22 protein-coding genes and 1 tRNA gene are annotated in these 19,997 nt (G+C 46.5%); 5 read left to right on the forward strand and 18 right to left on the reverse strand.

Annotated features, from left to right (window positions below; all coding sequences use genetic code 11):
• Nucleotides 1-3 precede the first annotated feature (3 nt).
• Genes ACP26N_RS09055 through mnhG form a run of 5 tightly spaced genes read left to right on the forward strand, consistent with a single transcriptional unit; the run spans nucleotide 4 to nucleotide 2,950 of the window.
• A complete protein-coding gene (locus tag ACP26N_RS09055) occupies nucleotides 4-345 on the forward strand; it encodes a Na(+)/H(+) antiporter subunit C (RefSeq protein WP_114595646.1) in 342 nt (113 codons plus the stop codon).
• Complete coding sequence (locus ACP26N_RS09060; protein WP_131972583.1) at nucleotides 338-1,822, forward strand: Na+/H+ antiporter subunit D; 1,485 nt, start codon at nucleotides 338-340, stop codon at nucleotides 1,820-1,822. Before ACP26N_RS09055 ends, ACP26N_RS09060 begins: the two co-directional genes overlap by 8 nt.
• A gap of 3 nt (nucleotides 1,823-1,825) precedes the next feature.
• Complete coding sequence (locus tag ACP26N_RS09065) at nucleotides 1,826-2,302, forward strand: Na+/H+ antiporter subunit E (protein ID WP_131972582.1); 477 nt, start codon at nucleotides 1,826-1,828, stop codon at nucleotides 2,300-2,302.
• Nucleotides 2,302-2,586, forward strand: coding sequence for a Na(+)/H(+) antiporter subunit F1 (locus ACP26N_RS09070; protein ID WP_014970528.1), 285 nt, complete (start codon nucleotides 2,302-2,304; stop codon nucleotides 2,584-2,586). The genes ACP26N_RS09065 and ACP26N_RS09070 overlap by 1 nt, the downstream gene beginning before the upstream one ends.
• Nucleotides 2,570-2,950 carry a monovalent cation/H(+) antiporter subunit G gene (gene mnhG / locus ACP26N_RS09075; protein ID WP_131503655.1) on the forward strand — a complete coding sequence of 127 codons (381 nt, stop codon included), beginning with the start codon at nucleotides 2,570-2,572 and terminating at the stop codon, nucleotides 2,948-2,950. The genes ACP26N_RS09070 and mnhG overlap by 17 nt, the downstream gene beginning before the upstream one ends.
• 56 nt (nucleotides 2,951-3,006) lie before the next feature.
• Here the strand turns inward: mnhG and ACP26N_RS09080 are convergent, their stop codons facing one another.
• The 18 genes from ACP26N_RS09080 to ACP26N_RS09165 form a co-directional block, all read right to left on the reverse strand.
• Nucleotides 3,007-3,453 (reverse strand): Rrf2 family transcriptional regulator, encoded by a 447-nt coding sequence (locus ACP26N_RS09080; RefSeq protein ID WP_426353598.1) that lies wholly within the window; start codon nucleotides 3,451-3,453, stop codon nucleotides 3,007-3,009.
• A gap of 194 nt (nucleotides 3,454-3,647) precedes the next feature.
• Nucleotides 3,648-4,538, reverse strand: coding sequence for a glycerophosphodiester phosphodiesterase (locus tag ACP26N_RS09085; RefSeq protein WP_188004456.1), 891 nt, complete (start codon nucleotides 4,536-4,538; stop codon nucleotides 3,648-3,650).
• Nucleotides 4,539-4,714: 176 nt separating this feature from the next.
• Nucleotides 4,715-5,968 (reverse strand): 2-oxoglutarate dehydrogenase complex dihydrolipoyllysine-residue succinyltransferase, encoded by a 1,254-nt coding sequence (gene odhB, locus ACP26N_RS09090; RefSeq protein ID WP_426353600.1) that lies wholly within the window; start codon nucleotides 5,966-5,968, stop codon nucleotides 4,715-4,717.
• A gap of 51 nt (nucleotides 5,969-6,019) precedes the next feature.
• On the reverse strand, nucleotides 6,020-8,875 hold the full coding sequence (locus ACP26N_RS09095; protein ID WP_426353601.1) for a 2-oxoglutarate dehydrogenase E1 component: 2,856 nt from the start codon (nucleotides 8,873-8,875) through the stop codon (nucleotides 6,020-6,022).
• 351 nt (nucleotides 8,876-9,226) lie between these two features.
• The gene (locus ACP26N_RS09100; protein ID WP_131503650.1) at nucleotides 9,227-9,955 is read right to left on the reverse strand and encodes an amino acid ABC transporter ATP-binding protein; all 729 of its coding nucleotides are present in this window, start codon (nucleotides 9,953-9,955) and stop codon (nucleotides 9,227-9,229) included.
• Nucleotides 9,952-10,596, reverse strand: a complete 645-nt coding sequence (locus tag ACP26N_RS09105) for an amino acid ABC transporter permease (RefSeq protein WP_131503649.1) — start codon at nucleotides 10,594-10,596, stop codon at nucleotides 9,952-9,954. Before ACP26N_RS09105 ends, ACP26N_RS09100 begins: the two co-directional genes overlap by 4 nt.
• 36 nt (nucleotides 10,597-10,632) lie before the next feature.
• On the reverse strand, nucleotides 10,633-11,352 hold the full coding sequence (locus ACP26N_RS09110) for a transporter substrate-binding domain-containing protein (protein ID WP_426355407.1): 720 nt from the start codon (nucleotides 11,350-11,352) through the stop codon (nucleotides 10,633-10,635).
• A gap of 244 nt (nucleotides 11,353-11,596) precedes the next feature.
• Nucleotides 11,597-11,680, reverse strand: a tRNA-Leu gene (locus tag ACP26N_RS09115).
• A 63-nt stretch (nucleotides 11,681-11,743) separates the two neighbouring features.
• On the reverse strand, nucleotides 11,744-12,688 hold the full coding sequence (locus ACP26N_RS09120; RefSeq protein ID WP_131503647.1) for an alpha/beta hydrolase: 945 nt from the start codon (nucleotides 12,686-12,688) through the stop codon (nucleotides 11,744-11,746).
• 22 nt (nucleotides 12,689-12,710) lie between these two features.
• Complete coding sequence (locus ACP26N_RS09125; RefSeq protein WP_131503646.1) at nucleotides 12,711-13,052, reverse strand: hypothetical protein; 342 nt, start codon at nucleotides 13,050-13,052, stop codon at nucleotides 12,711-12,713.
• Nucleotides 13,053-13,072: 20 nt separating this feature from the next.
• The gene (locus ACP26N_RS09130; RefSeq protein WP_426353604.1) at nucleotides 13,073-14,089 is read right to left on the reverse strand and encodes a S66 family peptidase; all 1,017 of its coding nucleotides are present in this window, start codon (nucleotides 14,087-14,089) and stop codon (nucleotides 13,073-13,075) included.
• A gap of 30 nt (nucleotides 14,090-14,119) precedes the next feature.
• Nucleotides 14,120-14,461 carry a thioredoxin family protein gene (locus ACP26N_RS09135; RefSeq protein WP_131972574.1) on the reverse strand — a complete coding sequence of 114 codons (342 nt, stop codon included), beginning with the start codon at nucleotides 14,459-14,461 and terminating at the stop codon, nucleotides 14,120-14,122.
• Nucleotides 14,462-14,625: 164 nt separating this feature from the next.
• The gene (locus ACP26N_RS09140) at nucleotides 14,626-14,994 is read right to left on the reverse strand and encodes a DUF779 domain-containing protein (protein WP_131972573.1); all 369 of its coding nucleotides are present in this window, start codon (nucleotides 14,992-14,994) and stop codon (nucleotides 14,626-14,628) included.
• Nucleotides 14,995-15,015: 21 nt separating this feature from the next.
• A complete protein-coding gene (gene adh / locus ACP26N_RS09145; protein WP_426353606.1) occupies nucleotides 15,016-16,536 on the reverse strand; it encodes an aldehyde dehydrogenase in 1,521 nt (506 codons plus the stop codon).
• 206 nt (nucleotides 16,537-16,742) lie between these two features.
• Complete coding sequence (locus ACP26N_RS09150; protein ID WP_131972571.1) at nucleotides 16,743-17,264, reverse strand: TraR/DksA C4-type zinc finger protein; 522 nt, start codon at nucleotides 17,262-17,264, stop codon at nucleotides 16,743-16,745.
• A gap of 85 nt (nucleotides 17,265-17,349) precedes the next feature.
• Nucleotides 17,350-18,147, reverse strand: coding sequence for a hypothetical protein (locus ACP26N_RS09155; protein ID WP_426353607.1), 798 nt, complete (start codon nucleotides 18,145-18,147; stop codon nucleotides 17,350-17,352).
• A gap of 251 nt (nucleotides 18,148-18,398) precedes the next feature.
• Nucleotides 18,399-19,544: a mannitol-1-phosphate 5-dehydrogenase gene (locus ACP26N_RS09160; protein ID WP_188004461.1), complete on the reverse strand. Its 1,146-nt coding sequence runs from the start codon at nucleotides 19,542-19,544 to the stop codon at nucleotides 18,399-18,401.
• Between the two features lie 3 nt (nucleotides 19,545-19,547).
• Nucleotides 19,548-19,985 (reverse strand): PTS sugar transporter subunit IIA, encoded by a 438-nt coding sequence (locus ACP26N_RS09165; RefSeq protein WP_255508447.1) that lies wholly within the window; start codon nucleotides 19,983-19,985, stop codon nucleotides 19,548-19,550.
• Nucleotides 19,986-19,997: the final 12 nt, after the last annotated feature.

Consider the following 19,997-nt stretch of genomic DNA (forward strand, 5'->3'; position numbering starts at 1 on the left):
CGCATGGAAATCATCATGGCGATTGCAGCAGGCATCCTGACGATGTGTGCTGTGTATCTCATTCTTTCAAAAAGTGTCTTACGGATCATCATCGGAACGGGTTTACTCAGTCACGCCGCTCATTTGCTCGTCATGACGATGGGCGGTTTGAAGACTGGTGCCGCTCCCGTCCTCAAAGACGGAGTCACCCAGTATACGGACCCACTGCCACAAGCGCTTGTCTTGACGGCTATCGTCATCAGCTTTGGGGTGACCGCATTTTTCCTTGTCCTTGCTTATCGGGCTTATCAGGAACTGGGAACAGACAATCTGGAGGAAATGAAAGGAACCGATACGCATGATTAATTTACCGTTACTACCGCTTTTGATTCCACTGATCACCGGGGTCATCTTGATGCTGTTTCCGAGTCGTCTCCGTCTGCAACGGACGCTTTCACTCGTCTCGACCTTCTTGACCATCGTTGCAGCCGTCTATCTCGTTTACAGTATCCGCCAAGATGGCATTCTGACCGTCACACTTGGTAGTTGGCCGGCTCCGTTCGGTATCACTCTCGTGTCGGATATGTTATCAGCCTTGCTCGTCCTGACGACCAGCTTACTTGTCTTTTTTGTCGTCTGGTATTCGATCTATTATTTGTCGGATCTGCATCAACGGTTTTACTATTACATCGCCGTCCAGTTTTTACTCGTCGGTGTCAACGGTGCCTTCACGACAGGTGATATTTTCAACATGTTCGTCTTTTTCGAAGTGTTTCTGATTTCGTCTTACGTCTTGATTGTTCTTGGAGGCAAGCCGGCCCAACTTCGGGAGTCGCTGAAGTATTTGTTGATTAACGTCATTTCATCCGCATTGTTCGTCATGACGGTTGCCTTTTTATATGGTGTCATCGGTTCCCTGAGTATGGCCGATATTTCACAAAAGATTACTGAAATCAATCAACCCGGTATCCTCAGTGTCATCGCGGTTCTGTTTTTAATTGTCTTTGGCTTAAAGGGTGCCATCTTCCCGTTGTACTTTTGGCTTCCCGGCTCCTACCAAGTACCACCGACACCTGTTCTCGCACTGTTTGGTGCATTACTGACGAAAGTCGGTGTCTACGGGATCTTGCGGACATACAGCCTGTTTTTTTCGCACCAGCAAGAGTTTACGCACCAAATTCTCGGGTGGCTTGCACTGGCAACAATCATCATTGGTGTCATCGGTGCGCTGGCGACACGTGACGTCAAACAGATCTTAATCTACAACATCATCGTCGCAGTCGGTGTCATCTTATACGGTGTCTCCGTCATGACCCGTCAGTCGCTCGAAGGAGCAGTGTTTTACCTGGTCCATGACATGTTGATCAAGGCGGCCTTATTCCTGCTGATCGGCGTCATGATTGGTATTGCCGGATCAAGTCGTCTAAAAGACATGGGCGGCATGATCAAAGACTATCCCTTACTCGGATGGACGTATTTCATCGCTGCATTGTCGCTCGCCGGAATTCCGCCACTCAGCGGTTTCATCGGAAAACTGCTCATCGTCCGGGGTGGTTTCGAAGCCGGGGATTTAGTCGGTCCATTCGTCGTCTTGATTTCAAGTCTGCTCGTGCTCTATTCCGTGATGCAGATTTTCATCCGTGGATTCTGGGGAACACCGAAAACCTACAGTGGTCCGAAACACCACCTGATGAAGCAGTTGCTCGCACCGGCATTCGTTTTGGTTGGAATTACCGTTTTGTACGGTATCGGAACGGAAGCGGTCCGGCCGTTCATCTCGCAGGCGGTCGATCCACTTGTCGACCCCTCAATCTATATTCAAGCTGTACTGAAGGAGGATTAACCCATGCCATTTCAGTTATTACTCAACATCTTGCTTGCGTTCCTCTGGATGTTTCTTGCTAACTCCTTCTCGGCGTCATCTTTCATCATCGGCTATTTACTAGGATTGATTGCGATGTTCGCGATGCGACGGGGTTTCAGCAGCCGGTTTTATCTCGGACCGTTCATCGCCTTGATCCGACTGTTCATTCGCTTTTTGTACGAACTGGTTGTTGCGAACCTTCAGGTACTGTCCATCATCTTGAAACCGCGCCTTGATATCAAGCCCGGGATCTTCGCCTATGAAACCGAACTCGAACACAACTGGCAAATCACCTTGTTGTCGATGCTGATTACGTTGACTCCAGGCACATTGGTCGTCGATATTTCGGATGATAACAAAACGTTGTACATTCATGCCTTGCACATGCCGGAGGCGGATGATGCCGTCGCCTCGATCCGAAACAGTTTTGAAAAAGCCATCTTGGAGGTGAGCCGCTGATGTTAGAGACAATTTTATTCATTGCTTTAGGAGGCGTCTTTCTATCCATGCTCGGTTTGTTTTACCGGGTCATCAAAGGACCATCCGTTGCTGACCGGGTCATCGCCCTCGACTCGATCGGGATCAGCTTGATTTCCGTCGTCGGTCTCGTATCCATCATCCTTCGGACAAGCGACTATCTTGAAGTCATTTTATTGATTGGGATATTAGCCTTCATCGGGACCGTCGCCTTCTCGAAATTCATTGAGAAAGGAGAGATCATCGAACGTGACCGCAATCAGTGATATTTTTGTAGCCGCCTTTGCGTTGATTGGGGCATTTTTCAGCCTCGTGACGGCACTTGGGATTATCCGGTTACCTGACCTATATACACGCGCGCATGCCGCCTCTAAGAGTGCGACACTCGGCGTCATGAGCATCCTCATTGGCGTCATCATCTATTTCGTCGTGGAAGATGGATTTTTCTCTTCCCGCGTCCTGCTTGGAATCCTGTTTGTTTTGATTACAGCACCAATCGGCGGACATTTAATTGCCCGCGCCGCGTATTACAGTGATGTTCCGTTGTGGAAAGGATCTGTTCAAGATGATCTTGCCAAAAATCCGGAACATGTCACCCCTAAAAAGCGGCCCGGTCCAAAACTAAAATGAGTGGACTTTTTTTACTAAACTAGACGAGTATACAAAAAATGGATGCCCCCGTTCACTTAACGTGAAGGGTTGGCATCCGTTTTTGCAAATAACAAGTTCAGTTCGTATGGGTTTTTGAGTAGTTCGGCTAATGTATGTTGTTCCAGTTCACGGATAAAGGCGCGCAACGCACGACCGAGAATCCCTTTGAGTTGACATTGAGGTTCGATGACACAATGCCCGTCTGCCGCAAAACATTCGACGATATCCATCGGCTCCATCTCACGAACGACTTTCCCAATATTGATTTCTTCCGGATCGCGAATTAACCGAAGACCCCCAGTCCGTCCACGTGTCGATTCCACGTACCCGAGCCTCGTTAATTGTTGCGTGACTTTCATTAAATGATTGGAAGATATCCCATAATGATTGGCAATCGTCGGCATCGGTGTCACTTCTTTGCGATGAAGACCTAAATAGATCAGAACGCGGAGTCCATAGTCTGTATATTGAGTGATTCGCATTGCATTCCTCTCCATTCTCTGTTCATGGAACCCGTTTAAAATCCCACTTAACACTGTTGTTACATCGTATCATGTTCGATACCAATCGAAAAAAAAGAATGTGCTTTTATGAGTATACGTAACGGAAAGCGATTTAGATGTCATCTGAACAAAAAAAGTCAATTTCCTGAAAAGGAAACTGACTTTCGGGGAAGTTATTTCTTTTTTGGGTGTTGCAATACTTCGTTAAATCGATCGGCGAAGTTCGTGAAGACGCCAGTTACACCGTAATCGAGCATCCGTTTCATATCTACTTTCTCATTGACGGTATACGGATGCAGTAACAACCCTGCACTTCGGATTTGTCTGGTGTTTTCTCGTGTCAATGATTTAAAAGATGGTCCGACGCCAACCGCATAAGACTTGATGGCTTTTAATGTATTTGGAGTCATATCCGTCATTTGCGGTGCCTCAAGAAGCTGGACGAGCGGAAGTTTCGGATCTAATTGCTTCACCTTCAACAAGCTGTCCCGACTGAACGATTGAATCATGACTTGTCCCGGTTTGACCTGCTTGCTCGATAATCCGTGACGTCGTAACGTATCTAATAGTTTTTTCTCCATCCCCGGGTAAACCTCCGGTGATTTCGTCTCGATATAGTAATTGGCTTGTTTGCCGTACCGGTTAAAAATTTCGTTTAACGTCGGCACTTTCAATCCCTTATATGTTTTCTTCGCATAGGCCGGATAGGATTCGTTAAACCAGCTGCCGGCATCGAGGCGTTTGATTTGCGCGAGTGTTTGATCCTTGACGGCGCCGGTACCATTTGTCGTCCGATCGACCGTCTCGTCATGCATCGCAATCAACTGACCGTCCTTCGTCATTTGTAAGTCAATCTCAATATAATCGGCTTTGAATTTTTTATGACCCATCTCATATGCGGTCATCGTATGTTCCGGTGCATACCCGGATGCTCCGCGGTGAGCAATGTTGACAATCCGGTTTGGATCGAGCAGTCCTTTTGCTTTCCCCGCTGCTTCAATGCTCGTTGTGCTGCTTGCGACAATCATTCCCGCGACTACCGTGACACCGATTTGTTTCAACATTCATGGTTCCCCCTTTGAAGTAACGTACAGATGTATCTTATCGGCTTTCAATGAAGGATTTATGAATTCCATGTAATCTTCTGTTTAGATTCGATGACAGAGTTGTCATATCCGCTCAATCCGGTACACAAAAACTCCCTGCTTCAGTTACAGAAACAGGGAGCAGGAATATTCGATTAGGCTTCAAAGATCAATGATTCCGGATCTTCGAGCAAATCTTTGATGTGCTTCAGGAAAGTCACGGCTTCTTTCCCGTCAACGATCCGGTGATCATAGGAAAGCGCGACATACATCATCGGACGGTTTTCCATCCGCTCGGCGTCGATGGCGATCGGACGCAGGTTGATTGCATGCATTCCGAGAATCGCAACTTGCGGTCCGTTGAGGATTGGTGTCGACATCAATGAACCAAACGTTCCACCGTTTGTAATCGTAAATGTCCCGCCTGTCAAATCCGATAAACCGAGTTTGTTGTCCCGGGCTTTGACCGCCAGATTGATGATATCTTTTTCGATTTCACCGAAGTTCTTTTTATCAGCGTCACGTACGACCGGTACAACTAATCCATCCGGTGCTGAAACCGCAATTCCGATATCATAGAATTTCTTGAGCACGATTTCGTCTCCTTGAATTTCGGCATTCAAATATGGCATTTTTTTCAAAGCGGCGACGGCTGCTTTTGTGAAGAACGACATGAAACCGAGTTTGACTTCATTGTCCTTGACGAATTTTTCTTGGCGACGTTTCCGTAACGACATCACAGCAGACATATCGATTTCATTGAACGTCGTCAACATTGCCGCTGTTTGTTGCACTTCGACTAAGCGATTGGCAATTGTTTTACGGCGGCGCGACATTTTAATCCGTTCTTCCGGTTTGCCAGGGGCAACAGCAGGCGGTGCGGCTTGCGGTGCCGGAGCTTGTGGTGCTTTTGCTTGTTCGCGTGGTGCGACTTCAAATGTCGCAACGTCCTGTACACGAATGCGACCGAGTGGATCTTGTGTCGCGACTTGCGCTAAATCAATTCCTTTTTCACGTGCCATTTTCCGGGCAGCGGGTGAAGCGATTGGACGATCGGCGCGTGACGTCGCTTCTGTTGCTGCGACGGCTGCCGGTTGTTCTTTTTTCGGTTCTTGTGCAACAGGTGTTTCTTTTTGTTCAGGTGCTGGAGCTGCTTCTGTCGGTTGTGCCGCTTCTCCACCTGCTGTAATGATAGCAATCGTTTCTCCGACGCGGACTGTTTCCCCTTCGGCAGCCATTACTTCAGACAGAATTCCAGCTTCGTCAGACGGTACTTCGATGTTGACTTTATCTGTCTCCAGTTCGACGATGGCTTCCCCTTTTTCTACCTGATCGCCGGGCTGTTTTAACCACGATGCGACCGTACCTTCCGTAATCGATTCTGCAAGTTCTGGCACTTTGATTTCCATGTTAATTCGTCCCCCTAAGACTTTTCGTGTTTGACCCCACTTGATTTTAGATTAGACATTTGTTTCGGAAGTAGCTGATGTGCTTGGTTGATCGACTGTCGTTCGTGTCAAAGCTTCTGTCAGGATTCGCGCCTGTTCGACTTTGTGCCCTGTCGGATCACCTTCCGCTGTACTCGAACGTCGACGACGACCGATGTAACGGACGGTTGTGATTCCGTTGATGGCAACTGATTCAAGACGTGGCTCGATGTATGTCCAGGCTCCCATGTTTTTCGGTTCTTCCTGAACCCAGACAAATTCACCGACATTCGGATAACGTTCCAACAACGCGTTTAACTGTTTGGCCGGGAATGGATAAATTTCTTCAATCCGTACGATGTGCAACCAGTTGAAATCATCGTCTGATTTCGAGACGGCTTCTGCCAAGTCAATTGCAACTTTTCCGCTGCAGAAGACAATCCGCTCAACCTGTTCCGGTGTTTGTCCCAAACCATCCTGTTCGACAATCCGTTTGAATGAACCGTCTGTCAGTTCAGATAAATCGGACGTCGCGAGTGGATGGCGGAGTAAACTTTTCGGTGTCATGACGACTAGCGGACGTACTTCTTCTTTTCCAAGAATCGCGGCTTGACGGCGAAGCAGATGGAAGTACTGTGCCGCACTTGAAACATTGGCGACTGTCCAGTTCTTTTCGCCTGATAACGTCAAGAACCGCTCCAATCGGCCACTTGAGTGCTCCGGCCCTTGTCCTTCGTATCCATGCGGTAATAGCATGACAAGTCCGGACGTCTGCCCCCATTTTGCACGGCTTGCCGAGATGAACTGATCAAAGATGACTTGACCGGAGTTTGCGAAGTCGCCGTACTGGGCTTCCCATAAAACAAGTGTTTCCGGCGCAAAGACGTTATAGCCGTATTCGAACCCGAGAACGCCTGCTTCCGATAATGGACTGTTGTATACAGCAAACGATGCTGTTGCTGACTTCAGACTGTGCATCGGTGAAAACGATTTGCCGGTCTTCACATCATTCAGATTAATGTTTCGTTGGGCAAATGTTCCCCGTTCCGAATCCTGACCACTTAATCGAATCGGTGTGCCATCGGAAAGAATTGAAGCAAATGCCAATGTTTCGGCATGACCCCAGTCGATGCCGTTTTTCGTCGTCAACGCATCCGTGCGGCGTTTCAGGACTTTCTCAAGTTTATGGAAAACGTTAAATCCACTCGGCCACTCGAGGAGTTGCTCGTTATAGTCCGTCAATTTCTCGACCGCAACCCCTGTCTCGATGTGCGGGACTCCTTTGAAGACGACATCCGGCATGACGCCGCCGTATTCTTTTTCCACATTCGGGACTTTCTCCCGGGCCGCTTTCATCATCTCATTGATGTCCGCTTCAATCTTCGTCACATCTTCTTTTGCGACATCGCCCTGTTCTACCAGTTGCTTGGCATACAGAACGCGTGCTGAATCATGTTTATGGATTAAATCGTAGAGAACGGGATTCGTATTCATCGGCTCATCCATCTCGTTATGTCCGAAGCGACGATACCCGATCAAGTCAATCAAAACGTCCTTGTTGAATGTTGCACGGTATTTGCTAGCGAGCAATGCTACGGCCAGACAACTTTCCGGTTCATCCGCATTGACGTGGAAAACAGGAATCTCGTAGCCTTTTGCCAAATCACTCGAATAGCGTGTTGAACGGGAATCAGTCGGTTCTGTCGTAAAACCAATCGTATTGTTGGCAATGATATGAATCGTTCCGCCCGTATTGTATCCTTTTAAGTTAGTTAAATTAAGCGTTTCAGCAACAATCCCCTGTCCCGGGAACGCAGCATCACCGTGAATAAGAATGGCAGCCGCTTTTCCCTGTTCCTGACGAGGTGCTCCTTTTTGTGAGCGGTCGTCTTGCGCAGCCCGTGTAAACCCTTCGACGACAGGATCGACGAATTCAAGGTGAGACGGATTGTTGGCAAGCGTCATTCGAACGTTGCTCGATTGTTGCTCCATCTTCCGGTTTAATCCGAGGTGATACTTGACGTCCCCCGTCCAACCGTACGTGATCCCGATTGATCCTTCTGAGGGAACCAAATCATGGTTCGGCGCATGTTGGAACTCTGCAAAAATCATTTCATATGGTTTTCCTAAAACGTGCGCTAAGACATTCAGTCGTCCCCGGTGCGCCATTCCGATGTTGATCGTTTCCGATCCGTTGGCAATCAGATGTCCAACAATCGTATCGAGTAACGGAACCATCGCATCAAGTCCTTCGATTGAAAAACGTTTTTGTCCAACGTATGTTTTATGCAAATATTTCTCAAATAATTCGGTTTCCGCTAAACGTTTGAACAATTGCTTTTTTTGATCAATTGTCAGCTTAGCTGTCAATGCCCCTTGTTCAATCTTTTGCCGCAACCATTTCTTTTCATCCAAGTCATCGACATGTTGAAATTCAACCGCTGCCGCCCCCGTGTACTGAGCCTTTAAGTGCTCGATTCCTTCAAAAGCATCTTGAAGATGAGCCGGTGGTTCTGGACAAACGAGTGTGACAGGCATGGCGCGTAAATCGGTTTCTGTCAATCCGAATTGACGGAGCTCGAGCAGTTCTGTTTCCCGTGGATGATCTTTGAGCGGATAAATATCAGCTGCAAGATGACCTTTCGCCCGAATCTGATCAGCTAATCGACTCGCGGCCAAATACTTTTCGAAATCTCCCGTTTCGACCGTTTGCTTCGTTACACGTTCTGAAACCGGAGCACCATTTTGTTCAAAATATGCCCGTGTTTCTTCATCGACTGAAGAAGCATCTTCTAAAAAGCGTTCATACAATTCAATGATGTACCCAAGGTTTGGTCCATAAAATGCTTGTTGGTCCTGGCTTGCCATGTACGGTTCCCCCCGTTTCATTCGTTTCACTCCTGTACTGCATCAGTACGTTTCCAGCTCTCTACCTGTTAGCGCTTTCAAATCATATGACATAAAAATTCGATAATCGTCATGTTCCTGACATTTCATCCGAACATAACCCTTAACGAAGGCCTGTATGTCAAAAGTGTTTGCCTTAGTTATTATATTACTACTTCTTTTAGGTCAGTGCGTTTCGAATTCCCAATTTCTCCGTCACAAATGTATAAGTTTTTCTTATGACTGTAACCTGTGTTCTTTATGATTGAAACGTCTCTAGGCGAAAACAGGGGTTTTCATCAAAAAAAAGCAGGAATGACCTCCCTGAAGGTCATTCCTGCTTCATTTCATCATTTACAAAACTTTACTTAAAAAAGACTGTGTCCGTTCGTGTTGCGGAGAATCAAACAATAAACTCGGAATGTTTTCTTCGACGATAAAACCACCGTCCATGAAAAGAACACGATCCCCGACTTCACGGGCAAATCCCATCTCGTGCGTAACGACAATCATCGTCATCCCTTCGAGTGCCAATTGCTTCATAACGGCAAGAACATCCCCGACCATCTCTGGATCGAGTGCGGATGTCGGTTCGTCAAACAACATGATTTTCGGATTCATAGCCAGAGCACGGGCAATGGCGACCCGTTGTTTTTGACCACCGGACAGTTCACCCGGATAATTATCCGCTTTTTCCCGTAATCCCACTTTATCCAGCAATTCGAAAGCCCGCTGTTTCGCTTGAGTTTTATCCGTTTTCCGAACCTTCATCGGTGCAAGCGTCACGTTCTCGAGCACCGTCTTATGCGGAAACAAGTTGAAGTGTTGAAACACCATCCCTACTTCTTCCCGTACTTTATTGATATCGACTTTCGGATCCGTAATGTCGTGTGTATCGACAATCACGGTCCCTCCTGTAATATCCTCCAGCCGGTTTAAACAGCGGAGAAACGTACTTTTCCCGGATCCTGAAGGTCCGATGACACAAACGACTTCTTTTTCTTGAATCTCAACCGAAATATCCTTTAACACTTCGTTTGAACCAAATGACTTTTTTAATTGTTTTACTTCAATGATACTCATCGCAGTGTAAACCTCCGTTCCAAGAATTTCCCTAACAATGAAAGGAGATAGATGACGACGAAGTACATCAGACCGACAACTGTCCAAACGATGAACGGTTCAAATGTCGTCGCCTGTTGCACTTGTCCCTGTTGCGTCAAATCCGCGATCCCGATGATCGATAGTAACGACGTATCTTTTAGACTGATGATCGATTGGTTCGTAATCGTCGGCAACATCCGGCGGAAGGCTTGCGGTAAAACGATTTGCGTCATCGTTTGACGTCCTGTCATCCCGAGTGATCGTGAGGCCTCGGTTTGACCTTTATCAATCGATTGAATCCCTGCCCGGATGATTTCAGCAAAGTAGGCTCCGGCATTGATCGCAACTGTCAGGATTCCGGCATACATCCGGTCCATGGACAACCACTCGAGCGAGTTGAGTCCAAAATAGATAAAGAACAATTGGACGATAAAGGGGGTTCCCCGAATAACATCGATGTAGACGATGGCGATACCGTTTAAAATCTTAAGTGGTGATAAACGCATCAATGCGACGATCAAGCCGATTAAAAATCCGACGATGACCGCGATGATAAAGATATAAAGGGTGATCTGTAACCCTTCCAAGAAAAACGGAAACGCCGTTTTTGCGACTTCCATCAGTGACTCAACTCCCTTGTCATTCGTTCAAATAGCTTATTTCAAATACGTATCGACGATTTTGTCGTACTCGCCGCTTTCTTTCAGGTTAGCCAGTCCTTTATTGATTTTTTTCAACAACTCTTCGTTTTCACCTTTTAAGACAGCGATTCCGTAGTTATCCCCGTTCAAACGGTCTCCGACGAGTTTCAGACCAAGATTTTGTTGTTTGTTGGCATACGAGATGACCGGATAATCTTCAATCAATGCTGCAGCATTTCCGTTTTTGACTTCTTGGAACATGGCTGGACTGTCATTGAATTGTGTGACTGTGATACCGAGTTTATCTGCATTGTCCGTCGCATATTTTGCACCTGTCGTTCCTTTTTTGACCGCGACTTTCTGTCCTTTTAAATCATCGACCGACTTGATTTTATTGTTGTCATCTTTGACGACTAAAATCAATCCGGCTTTAAAGTACGGATCGGAGAACGTGACGACTTTTTTCCGCTCCGGCGTGATACTCATACCGGCAATTGCAACATCCAACTGGTTCGCTTGAAGAGCCGGAATGATTCCGCTGAAGTCCATTGCTTCAAACTTGATTTTAAACCCTTGATCCTTTGCAATGGCTTTGATGAGATCGATATCGATCCCCTTGTACGTGTCCCCGTCTTTATATTCGAACGGTGGATACGTGACATCGATTCCGACTTTATACGTCTTGTCTTTCGACACCTCGTCCTGTGATCCGATACTGCATGCACTCAATACCATTAAACAGCTGAGCAGTAAAAATAAAACCGATAAATGCTTTTTCATGTTGTTACTCCTCTCTTGAAGACAAATAAGACAAATGCCTTCTCCCTTGTAATTTCCTTAAAATCTTTTCCTTAACACATATTTTATCAGAAAAATTCAAATTTTACGAACAAACTTGTTAAGGACATGAATCAAAAATTTTTATAAAAAAAATAGAAGCCCACTTCTTACGAAGAGTACTCCTATTTTCACTTAAAAATGCCGCCGAGAGGACTTGAACCTCCACGGTGTTGCCACCACTAGATTCTGAGTCTAGCGCGTCTACCAGTTCCGCCACGACGACTTCTATTTATGTTATTAGAATACTAAATAGTGTTTTTGATGTCAACGATTTCACGCATTTTTTTTACACGCGTTCCATTGGTTCGCCTAAAATCCGACGGACAAATGTTTCGACGACCGCATCATAAGTGTCCGGATCTTCAAAGTACGCCATCGCGTGGGCAGCATTCGGAATGACTACCAATTCTTTTTCTGTCGGACAGGCTTGATACAATTCATAGACCATCGAGGTTGGAACAAACGTATCCGCTCCACCGTGTAAAAACAGAATTGGCACCGTCGCCCGCTTCACTTGTTTAAGTGCAGACGCTTCACTGAAAAAATAACCTGCTTTCATTTTCGTCAAAATGCTTGTCATCGTCAAAAATGGAAAATGGGGCAGACGGTACATCCGTTTCATTTGATAGGCAAGGACGGCATTGACCGACGTGTAGGCACAATCGGAGATAATTCCTTTGATTTGCGGCGGCAAAACTTCACCACTTGTCATCAGAACGGTCGCTCCCCCCATTGAGACACCATGTAAGAAAATCGCACTTTCTTGTCCAAGACGGGCCACCAGGTACTCGGTCCACCGAAGACAATCTTCACGGTCATGCCAACCAAATCCGATATAGTTCCCGTCACTTTTTCCGTGTCCTCGGTTGTCCGGCATCATGACATGGAAACCGGCTTGATGATACAGATACGCAAATCCGGCTAAGTCTGTTCCGACTCCACCGTATCCGTGAACTAAAATGACGACCCGATTCGATGGAACAAGCGGCGGTAAGTAATGCCCGCGTAAGGTTAATCCATCATGCGCCTTTACTTCAATCAGCTCCAGCGGCTGTTCTTTGATCCACGTTTGACCCGGTTGCATCAGACGGACCATCTCGTCACTCAAATCACGGTTGTTGGATAAAAAGGGTTTCGGGTTGGTCGCAATCGCCATTTCATAAAAGTAATAACTCGCCGCGAGCATCCCTGAACCGATTACACCTAAGCCGATTTTTGTTCGTGTTCGCATTGCTTCCACTCCTCATCTGCTCTTATAAATCAATTTGTAATTGTGCCGAAGACTCGGCATCTTCTTCTTGTAAAATTTGTTGCCGCAGACGATGTTCGTGTTGTGCCTTTCGGTAAGCAAATTCCTGAACTAATTCTTGTCCTGTGAAACCTTCGTCGACGATGTCCGACAGCAAATCTGTTTCCGTCGTGACGATTTCCTGTGGATTGCGGATAATCAACACTTGACCGACCTGCGCCAACATCAGTTCATCTTTTAACTGTAACGCATCATAAAATGGTTCAGGTAAGGTCATCCGACGTGTTTCCGGATTGATGTGTATCCGTTTATACGCTGCTAACGATTGAAACTTCCGACTCGCCATATCTATCCTCCTCTTCTAGATCACTGAAACGTCATGTCTAATCTAGAATCTTTTCCTTGAATCGTGATGGTTGCCGATGCTCCGTTGACGAGTGTCATTTGCGGCGGTTGATGTCCGATGTCGAGATCGTAAAACACCGGGATATTCAACAGTCTTTTAAACGTTTCATAGACATCTAGGATCGTATAATCTTCGATCGTCCGACCACCTGCCGTTCGTCCGAACACGATTCCAGATGTCCGCTCGAACCAACCCGCGAGATACATCTGCATCAGTGAACGGTGAACGTCAGTAGCGCTCGCTTCCGACACTTCGAAATACCAAAGAATCGGTTCTTCGTTAATCTGGTTTTCCTGAAATGCTGCTACGTCTCCATACGGCGTTCCGATGAGATGACGAATCGTCTCAAGACACCCGCCAAGCAACCGCCCGGATACCTGTTTTTGTATCGGATCCAGCGTTTTCCACTCTGTCGTTGCATCAAGATGATACATATAACGTTCTGGTCGTTCTGAATGGTTCCATTTGGTTTGATACAGATCAGACGTCCACTGAGTGACGGTCCCTCCGGCAGGCGTCGCCAGCACTCGCCGCCAGGCTGTCGTCGTTTCATCCCATTCTTCGCTGCGCATGTCTACAAAATTCGGTCCATGTGCTGTCGCGATGCCTGTCTTGACTGTGATGGCAAACAGGAGCGTACTGATATCCGAGTACCCAAGCAACCATTTTACCGGGATTCGTTCGAAATCCAAAAACGGTAATACATCAATCGCCCGTTCTCCTCCAAAAGGTGGAAGGATTGCATCGATTTCCGGATTTTTCAGCATCTCATTCAGTTCATCCGCTCGTGTTTGAGCCGGAGCGCTTTCCGCCTGATGTTGCGTCCAAACCGTTTGTCCGATTGTGACTGCCATTTGCCGATCCTGGAGACGCAACGTTGCTTCCTCGAGCATTGAATGTAAGTTTTCCGGCACTCCGGAAGACGGGGCTGTCACACCGATTGTTTGGCCGGTCCAGCCTAAAAAGGGATAGCGCATGATTGTTTCCTCCTGACGATGTTGGATTTTTCAGTTCATCGAAGCCACCAATCGGCTGAGTTGTTCGACTTTCCGGATAAACGGTTCGATTGGAACGATTCGTGCTTCCCGGTGAAGTTCTTTTCCTTGAACAAAAAACAACAAAGAAGGCGCGGTAAACACCGAAAATTCTCCGACAATTTCCGGGACGGTAACCAAGTCAACATGTCCAGACCGAAATTCGGGATGATTTGCCAAAATCGGTTCGATTTGTGGAAACAACGAGGCACAAACGCCACAGCCCGGACTGGAAATATAAATGAAACTTGCCGATTCTTGAAGATAAAAGTCCCTTACGTCTTCAATTGACGTCAATTCTTGAAATGTTGCCATGTTTCGCCCTCCTCTTTTTGTAAAATATCTTTTAATTATAACGTGACGCCGCCTATAAATAAAACGTGACCTCTCATTCAGGTTTTTACGCCCAAAAAAACACCTTCGTCTCGAATCTTTAAGGATCATTCCTTAAAGATTCGAGCGAGGTGTTTTTTATCGAATTACGATTTGGTAGATGCCGTGAGTTCTGCATATTCTTCAGTCGTAAAAGCGCGAGAACGTGTCAAAAATCGTTTGCCCTCGACACCTTCCAAAGAAAACATTCCGCCTCGACCATTGACGACATCAATGATCAATTGTGTATGTTTCCAATATTCATACTGATCCTCATGAATATAAAACGGACAACCACCGATTGTGCCGATCAATAAATCCTGATCCCCTAAAAATAAATCGCCTTCCGCAAAACACATCGGGGAACTGCCGTCGCAACAGCCACCCGATTGGTGAAACATCAACGGTCCGTGTTTCGCTTTCAGCCGTTCAATCAATTCCAAGCCGGCATCGGTCGCAAGTACACGTTCGACCATGTCGCCACATCCTTTCTTCGATTAGAAGAAACCAAGTTTATCCGGGCTGTAACTGACGAGAAGGTTTTTTGTCCGTTGGTAATGGTTGAGCATCATTTTATGGTTTTCACGACCGATTCCTGACATTTTATAGCCACCGAACGCGGCGTGTGCCGGGTACTGGTGGTAACAGTTTGTCCAGACCCGTCCAGCTTCGATCGCCCGTCCAAAGCGGTATGCGCGGTTCATATCGCGTGTCCAGACGCCTGCACCTAAACCGTACAGTGTGTCATTGGCGATTTGCAACGCTTCTTCTTCTGTTTTAAACGTTGTGACCGATAGGACAGGACCAAAAATCTCTTCTTGGAAAATCCGCATTTTGTTATGTCCTTTGAAAATTGTCGGCTGAATGTAATAACCATCCGCCAAGTCGCCGTCAAGATGGTTCCGTTCGCCGCCAATCAGGCATTCGGCCCCTTCCGATTTTCCGATTTCAAGATACGAGAGGATTTTTTCCATTTGTTCACTCGACGCCTGGGCACCCATCATGACGTCAGCATCAAGCGGATTGCCGAGTTTGATTGCTTTGACCCGCTCCAGTACACGCTCCATGAATGGTTCGTAGATCGATTCTTCAATCAAGGCACGCGATGGACATGTACAGACTTCGCCTTGGTTCAAGGCAAACATCAATAATCCTTCAATCGCTTTATCGAAGAAGGCATCATCGGCATCCATGATGTCGGCAAAGAAAATGTTTGGTGATTTCCCACCGAGCTCGAGTGTGACCGGAATGATGTTTTGCGAAGCATACTGCATGATGAGCCGTCCTGTCGTCGTTTCACCCGTGAAAGCAATTTTTGCGATCCGTTTGCTCGACGCGAGCGGTTTTCCGGCTTCAAGCCCAAAACCGTTGACGATATTCAAGACACCCGGAGGTAATAAATCTTCAATCAGTTCCGTCAGTAACAGAATACTTGCCGGCGTTTGTTCCGCCGGTTTCAAGACGACACAGTTTCCTGCCGCGAGTGCCGGTGCCAGTTTCCAGACAGCCATTAAAATCGGGAAGTTCCACGGAATGATTTGACCGACGACTCCAAGCGGCTCATGGAAATGATAGGCGACCGTATCGTTGTCGAGTTCCCCGATTGAACCTTCTTGCGCCCGGATGACCCCTGCAAAGTACCGGAAATGATCGATGGCGAGCGGAAGGTCGGCATTCAGTGTCTCGCGTACAGCTTTTCCGTTTTCAAGCGTTTCCGCATAGGCGAGCATCTCAAGATTTTCTTCCATCCGATTCGCAATTTTATTTAAAATGTTTGACCGTTCTGCGACTGACGTCTTGCCCCAGGCATCTTTTGCCGCATGTGCTGCATCAAGTGCCAGCTCGACATCTTCTTTCCCTGAACGGGCTACTTGACATAACACTTTCCCGGTAATCGGCGTCACGTTATCAAAATATTCTCCACCGACCGGTGCCATCCACTTGCCATTAATGAAATTTTCATAACGATCCTTGTACTGTACCTTCGACCCTTGCGTGTTTGGAATCTCATAAATCATCTGATTGTTCCTCCCTCAAATAAAATGGTCAAACGACGAGAAGGTATCTCATGTATGCGCTTTCATTTTACCCCTATCGAAATGTCTTCTCGTTTCTATCGTACCAAATGTTTGATAAAAGTCAAAATTTTCCGATATTTTTTATCCAGAAATTTTTATAAAAAAACACGTCCTCCTAAAACGGGTGGACGTGTTGCTCGTTTAATTTAGCGTGTCGGGTCAATACCATCCTCTTTGTCAGAAGGTGTGTCTGAGTTACCGAACTCACCGACCTTACTGAATCCGTCGGTTGCCCCGTCGATATCTTTTCCGGTTGCCGTGACGGACGGATCAAGAACCGCTTCTTCACTCGGACGGGATGCCGGATCGTTCCCGACTTTTTCTTCTTCTTTTTTAGCGTCTTCAATACATAACAACGTTTCCGGAATGATATCAAGACGTTCGATTTCGATGTCTTTTCCACAGACTTTACAGACGCCGTACGTGCCATCTTCAATCGCTTTCAACGCTAGATCGACGTCCGATAACATCTCTTCCTGCATGTCCGTCATCGCTTGATCCCGTTCCCGTAAAAAGAGTTCGTCTCCTGAATCGCCCGGATGGTTATCGTAGCTCGACAGTTCCCCGGTATCGTAATCGACTTCACGATTTTCGATATTGGTCTCCGTTTTATCTTTTTCCTTTAACAAACGTGTTTTGAATGTCTCGATTTGCTTTTCTGATAACATATCCTTCATCTCCAATTCTTTAGCTTCAGCTTCTTCTCTAAAGGATTTAACCGAAATGAAACCATGTTAAACGTCAAAGACCCTCTCAAGAACATTTATACGAGCGGATCGAACCGTGTAAATCACAGATGACCGTCATGAATTCTTGACCGTCCTTAAAGCAGATTTGATGGCTTCTGCCGTTTTTGGAAGTCGTAATGTCATCAATCCATAGCCGCGTGGCGTCAGCAGACGATAACATCGCCACTTTATCACGAATCAAAAACAGATCAAATGGTAACAGATTTAAGGACTGGATGACTAAGCCGTATTTCCGGAACAGCGGATCTAGTTGATAATGCGATAAACTGTATAAACTTTTTTCCATCCCGCCGATTAACAATTGAATCGAGTGACACGGTTCCCGGCTGTCGATCCGCTCTTTTTGTAAAATGATTTGACCGTTGACACCAGATCCGTCGAAGACACGCTGCATTTTCTCTTGATCGACACGGAGTGCTCCCGGTTTAACATGCAAAACCAAATGAGCAAATTCGGCATAGTCCGGTTTTCCGATTTCAAGCGCTTGAATATGTCTCACTTCTTCTCGTTCAATCAGTTCAATCAGTCCACGTTCCATCGTTTCCGACACGTCTACTTCAGAAAAAAGACGGACATCGATCACGTATTGGTCGACGACGGTATTGACTTCGAGTGTATACATCAAGTGCTGGTTCTGTTCCTGATCGAGTGTCAGACGATTTAACAGCAGTTGATGAAGCAGTTCAACCGGTGTATGCGATGAAAATTGACTTGTATAAATCAAGTGTTTGGCTGTCAAAGAATGATTGGTTTTTAATCGTGCGCCTTTTACCATATATACGTTCACTTTATAATTTTGCATAATGCCACCTTCTCTTAACTAAGAATCGGATCGGAGAATAGTTCCGTTTCTATAGCGTACATCGCAATAACCACAAAAAATATTCGATAACGAATATTCTAAATCTGTTATACACAAGACTATTGATTTATGTTAGAGATTTGGAAATTTCAACAGCATCTCGATGTTTACAGTGTTTGGCTACAATTTTCATGTCTTTATATAAAAAAACCAGTCTCCGCAAAAACGAGACTGGTTGAAAGTAAGCTCTATCACGCAATCGAATCACTCATCGGATGCATCTGTTCGTATTGACTGACAATCAATTGACTGAGACGTTCTTCAGCTTCCAGACCAAGATAGGTCGTGACCGTCTGGCGAATCCCATGTTCTTCGATGAACGTGTTTAATTCAGAAGATTCTGAATCATTTGGATCGGAATAGGTTAAGGCGGCTGCAATCCCTAAGGCTAATCCATTCGCTTCGATTCCGCGATCCATTAATTCCCGGGCCGGTTTGACCAGGCGGTCGCGTGGTCCGAGTTTACGAATCGGCGAACGAGCGACGCGGACGATTTCATCATGAATCCGCGGATTTTCAAATCGTTTAATATTTTTCTGGATGTACGCACTGTGATCTTTTGGATCAAAGCCGTATTTTTCAAGCAACAGCCAACCGGTCTCATACAAAGCGGTCTGGACACCGCGTCGGACACGGACGTCCTGCAGACTTTCAGCAATCGTCTCTTTTCCAAATAACGCACCGAGGTATGAGGCAATCGCGTGTCCGGTGTTAACGGTGAATAACTTTCGTTCGATGAATGGTGTAATGTCCGTGACGTACGTTACCCCTTCAAACGTCGGATACCCGTCCGGTAAGTCTTTCGTCTCAATGACCCATTCGAAAAACGGTTCGACTTCGACATATAACGGATCTTCATGATGTTGTAATGGAACGATCCGGTCGACGGCGGCATTTGGGAAAAAGACGCCCGGCGGCATCGTATCCAGATGTTGCATCACTTCTTGCTGCAAGTGACTGGATCCCTCAATCATGTTTTCACACGCGATGACATATACGTTTTTCATTGTCGTCCGCCGTTTGATTCCCTCTGCCAGTAACGGCGCGATTCTTGCGAGCAACGTTGGACCGACTGCCGTCGTCACAACATCGGCTGTGGCGATTGCTTCCATCACCTGCTCGGCTTCGGTTTGACTATTCAAGGCAGTCACGTTGGATACCTCCTCTGCCGCCGCTTCTTCTGCCGCATAGCCAACCGTATATGCCCGGCGCGACTTCAATGCTTCGACGACTTCGGCGTTGACGTCAATGAAACAGACGTCATAACCGGATTTAACCAATTGTAAGCCGATGAATCCCCGACCGATGTTTCCTGCTCCAAAATGAACGGCTTTCATGCCTTACACCTCCACAGTTAACAATTGAATGATGTCTTCCGCCGTTTGCGCCTTAACCAACCGTTCGACATTCTCTTCGTCTGAACAGATGATGGCAATATGCGACAGCAGTTCCAAGTGTTCGTCGCCGATTCCCGCAATACCGATAATCAGCTTCGCCTGTTCCGCTCCGAACGGGACACCGTTCGGAACTTGCAGAATCGATAATCCCGTTTTCAGGACTTCGCCTTTCGACTCTTCCGTACCATGGGGAATCGCGACGTGGTTTCCGATATAGACCGTCGATAAGCGGTGACGGGTTTTCATCGATTCGATATAGTTCGGACGGACATACCCGTGATTAACAAGTAATTCTCCTGCTGCTTCAATCGCTTCCTCGTCTGAACTAAAGTGTTGATTCAGTAACACCATCTCTTTTTCTAATTTCATCGCTGTTGCCATCATGCATTCACT

The organism is Exiguobacterium sp. R-39 (genome assembly GCF_049942815.1).
Taxonomy (GTDB): domain Bacteria; phylum Bacillota; class Bacilli; order Exiguobacteriales; family Exiguobacteriaceae; genus Exiguobacterium_A.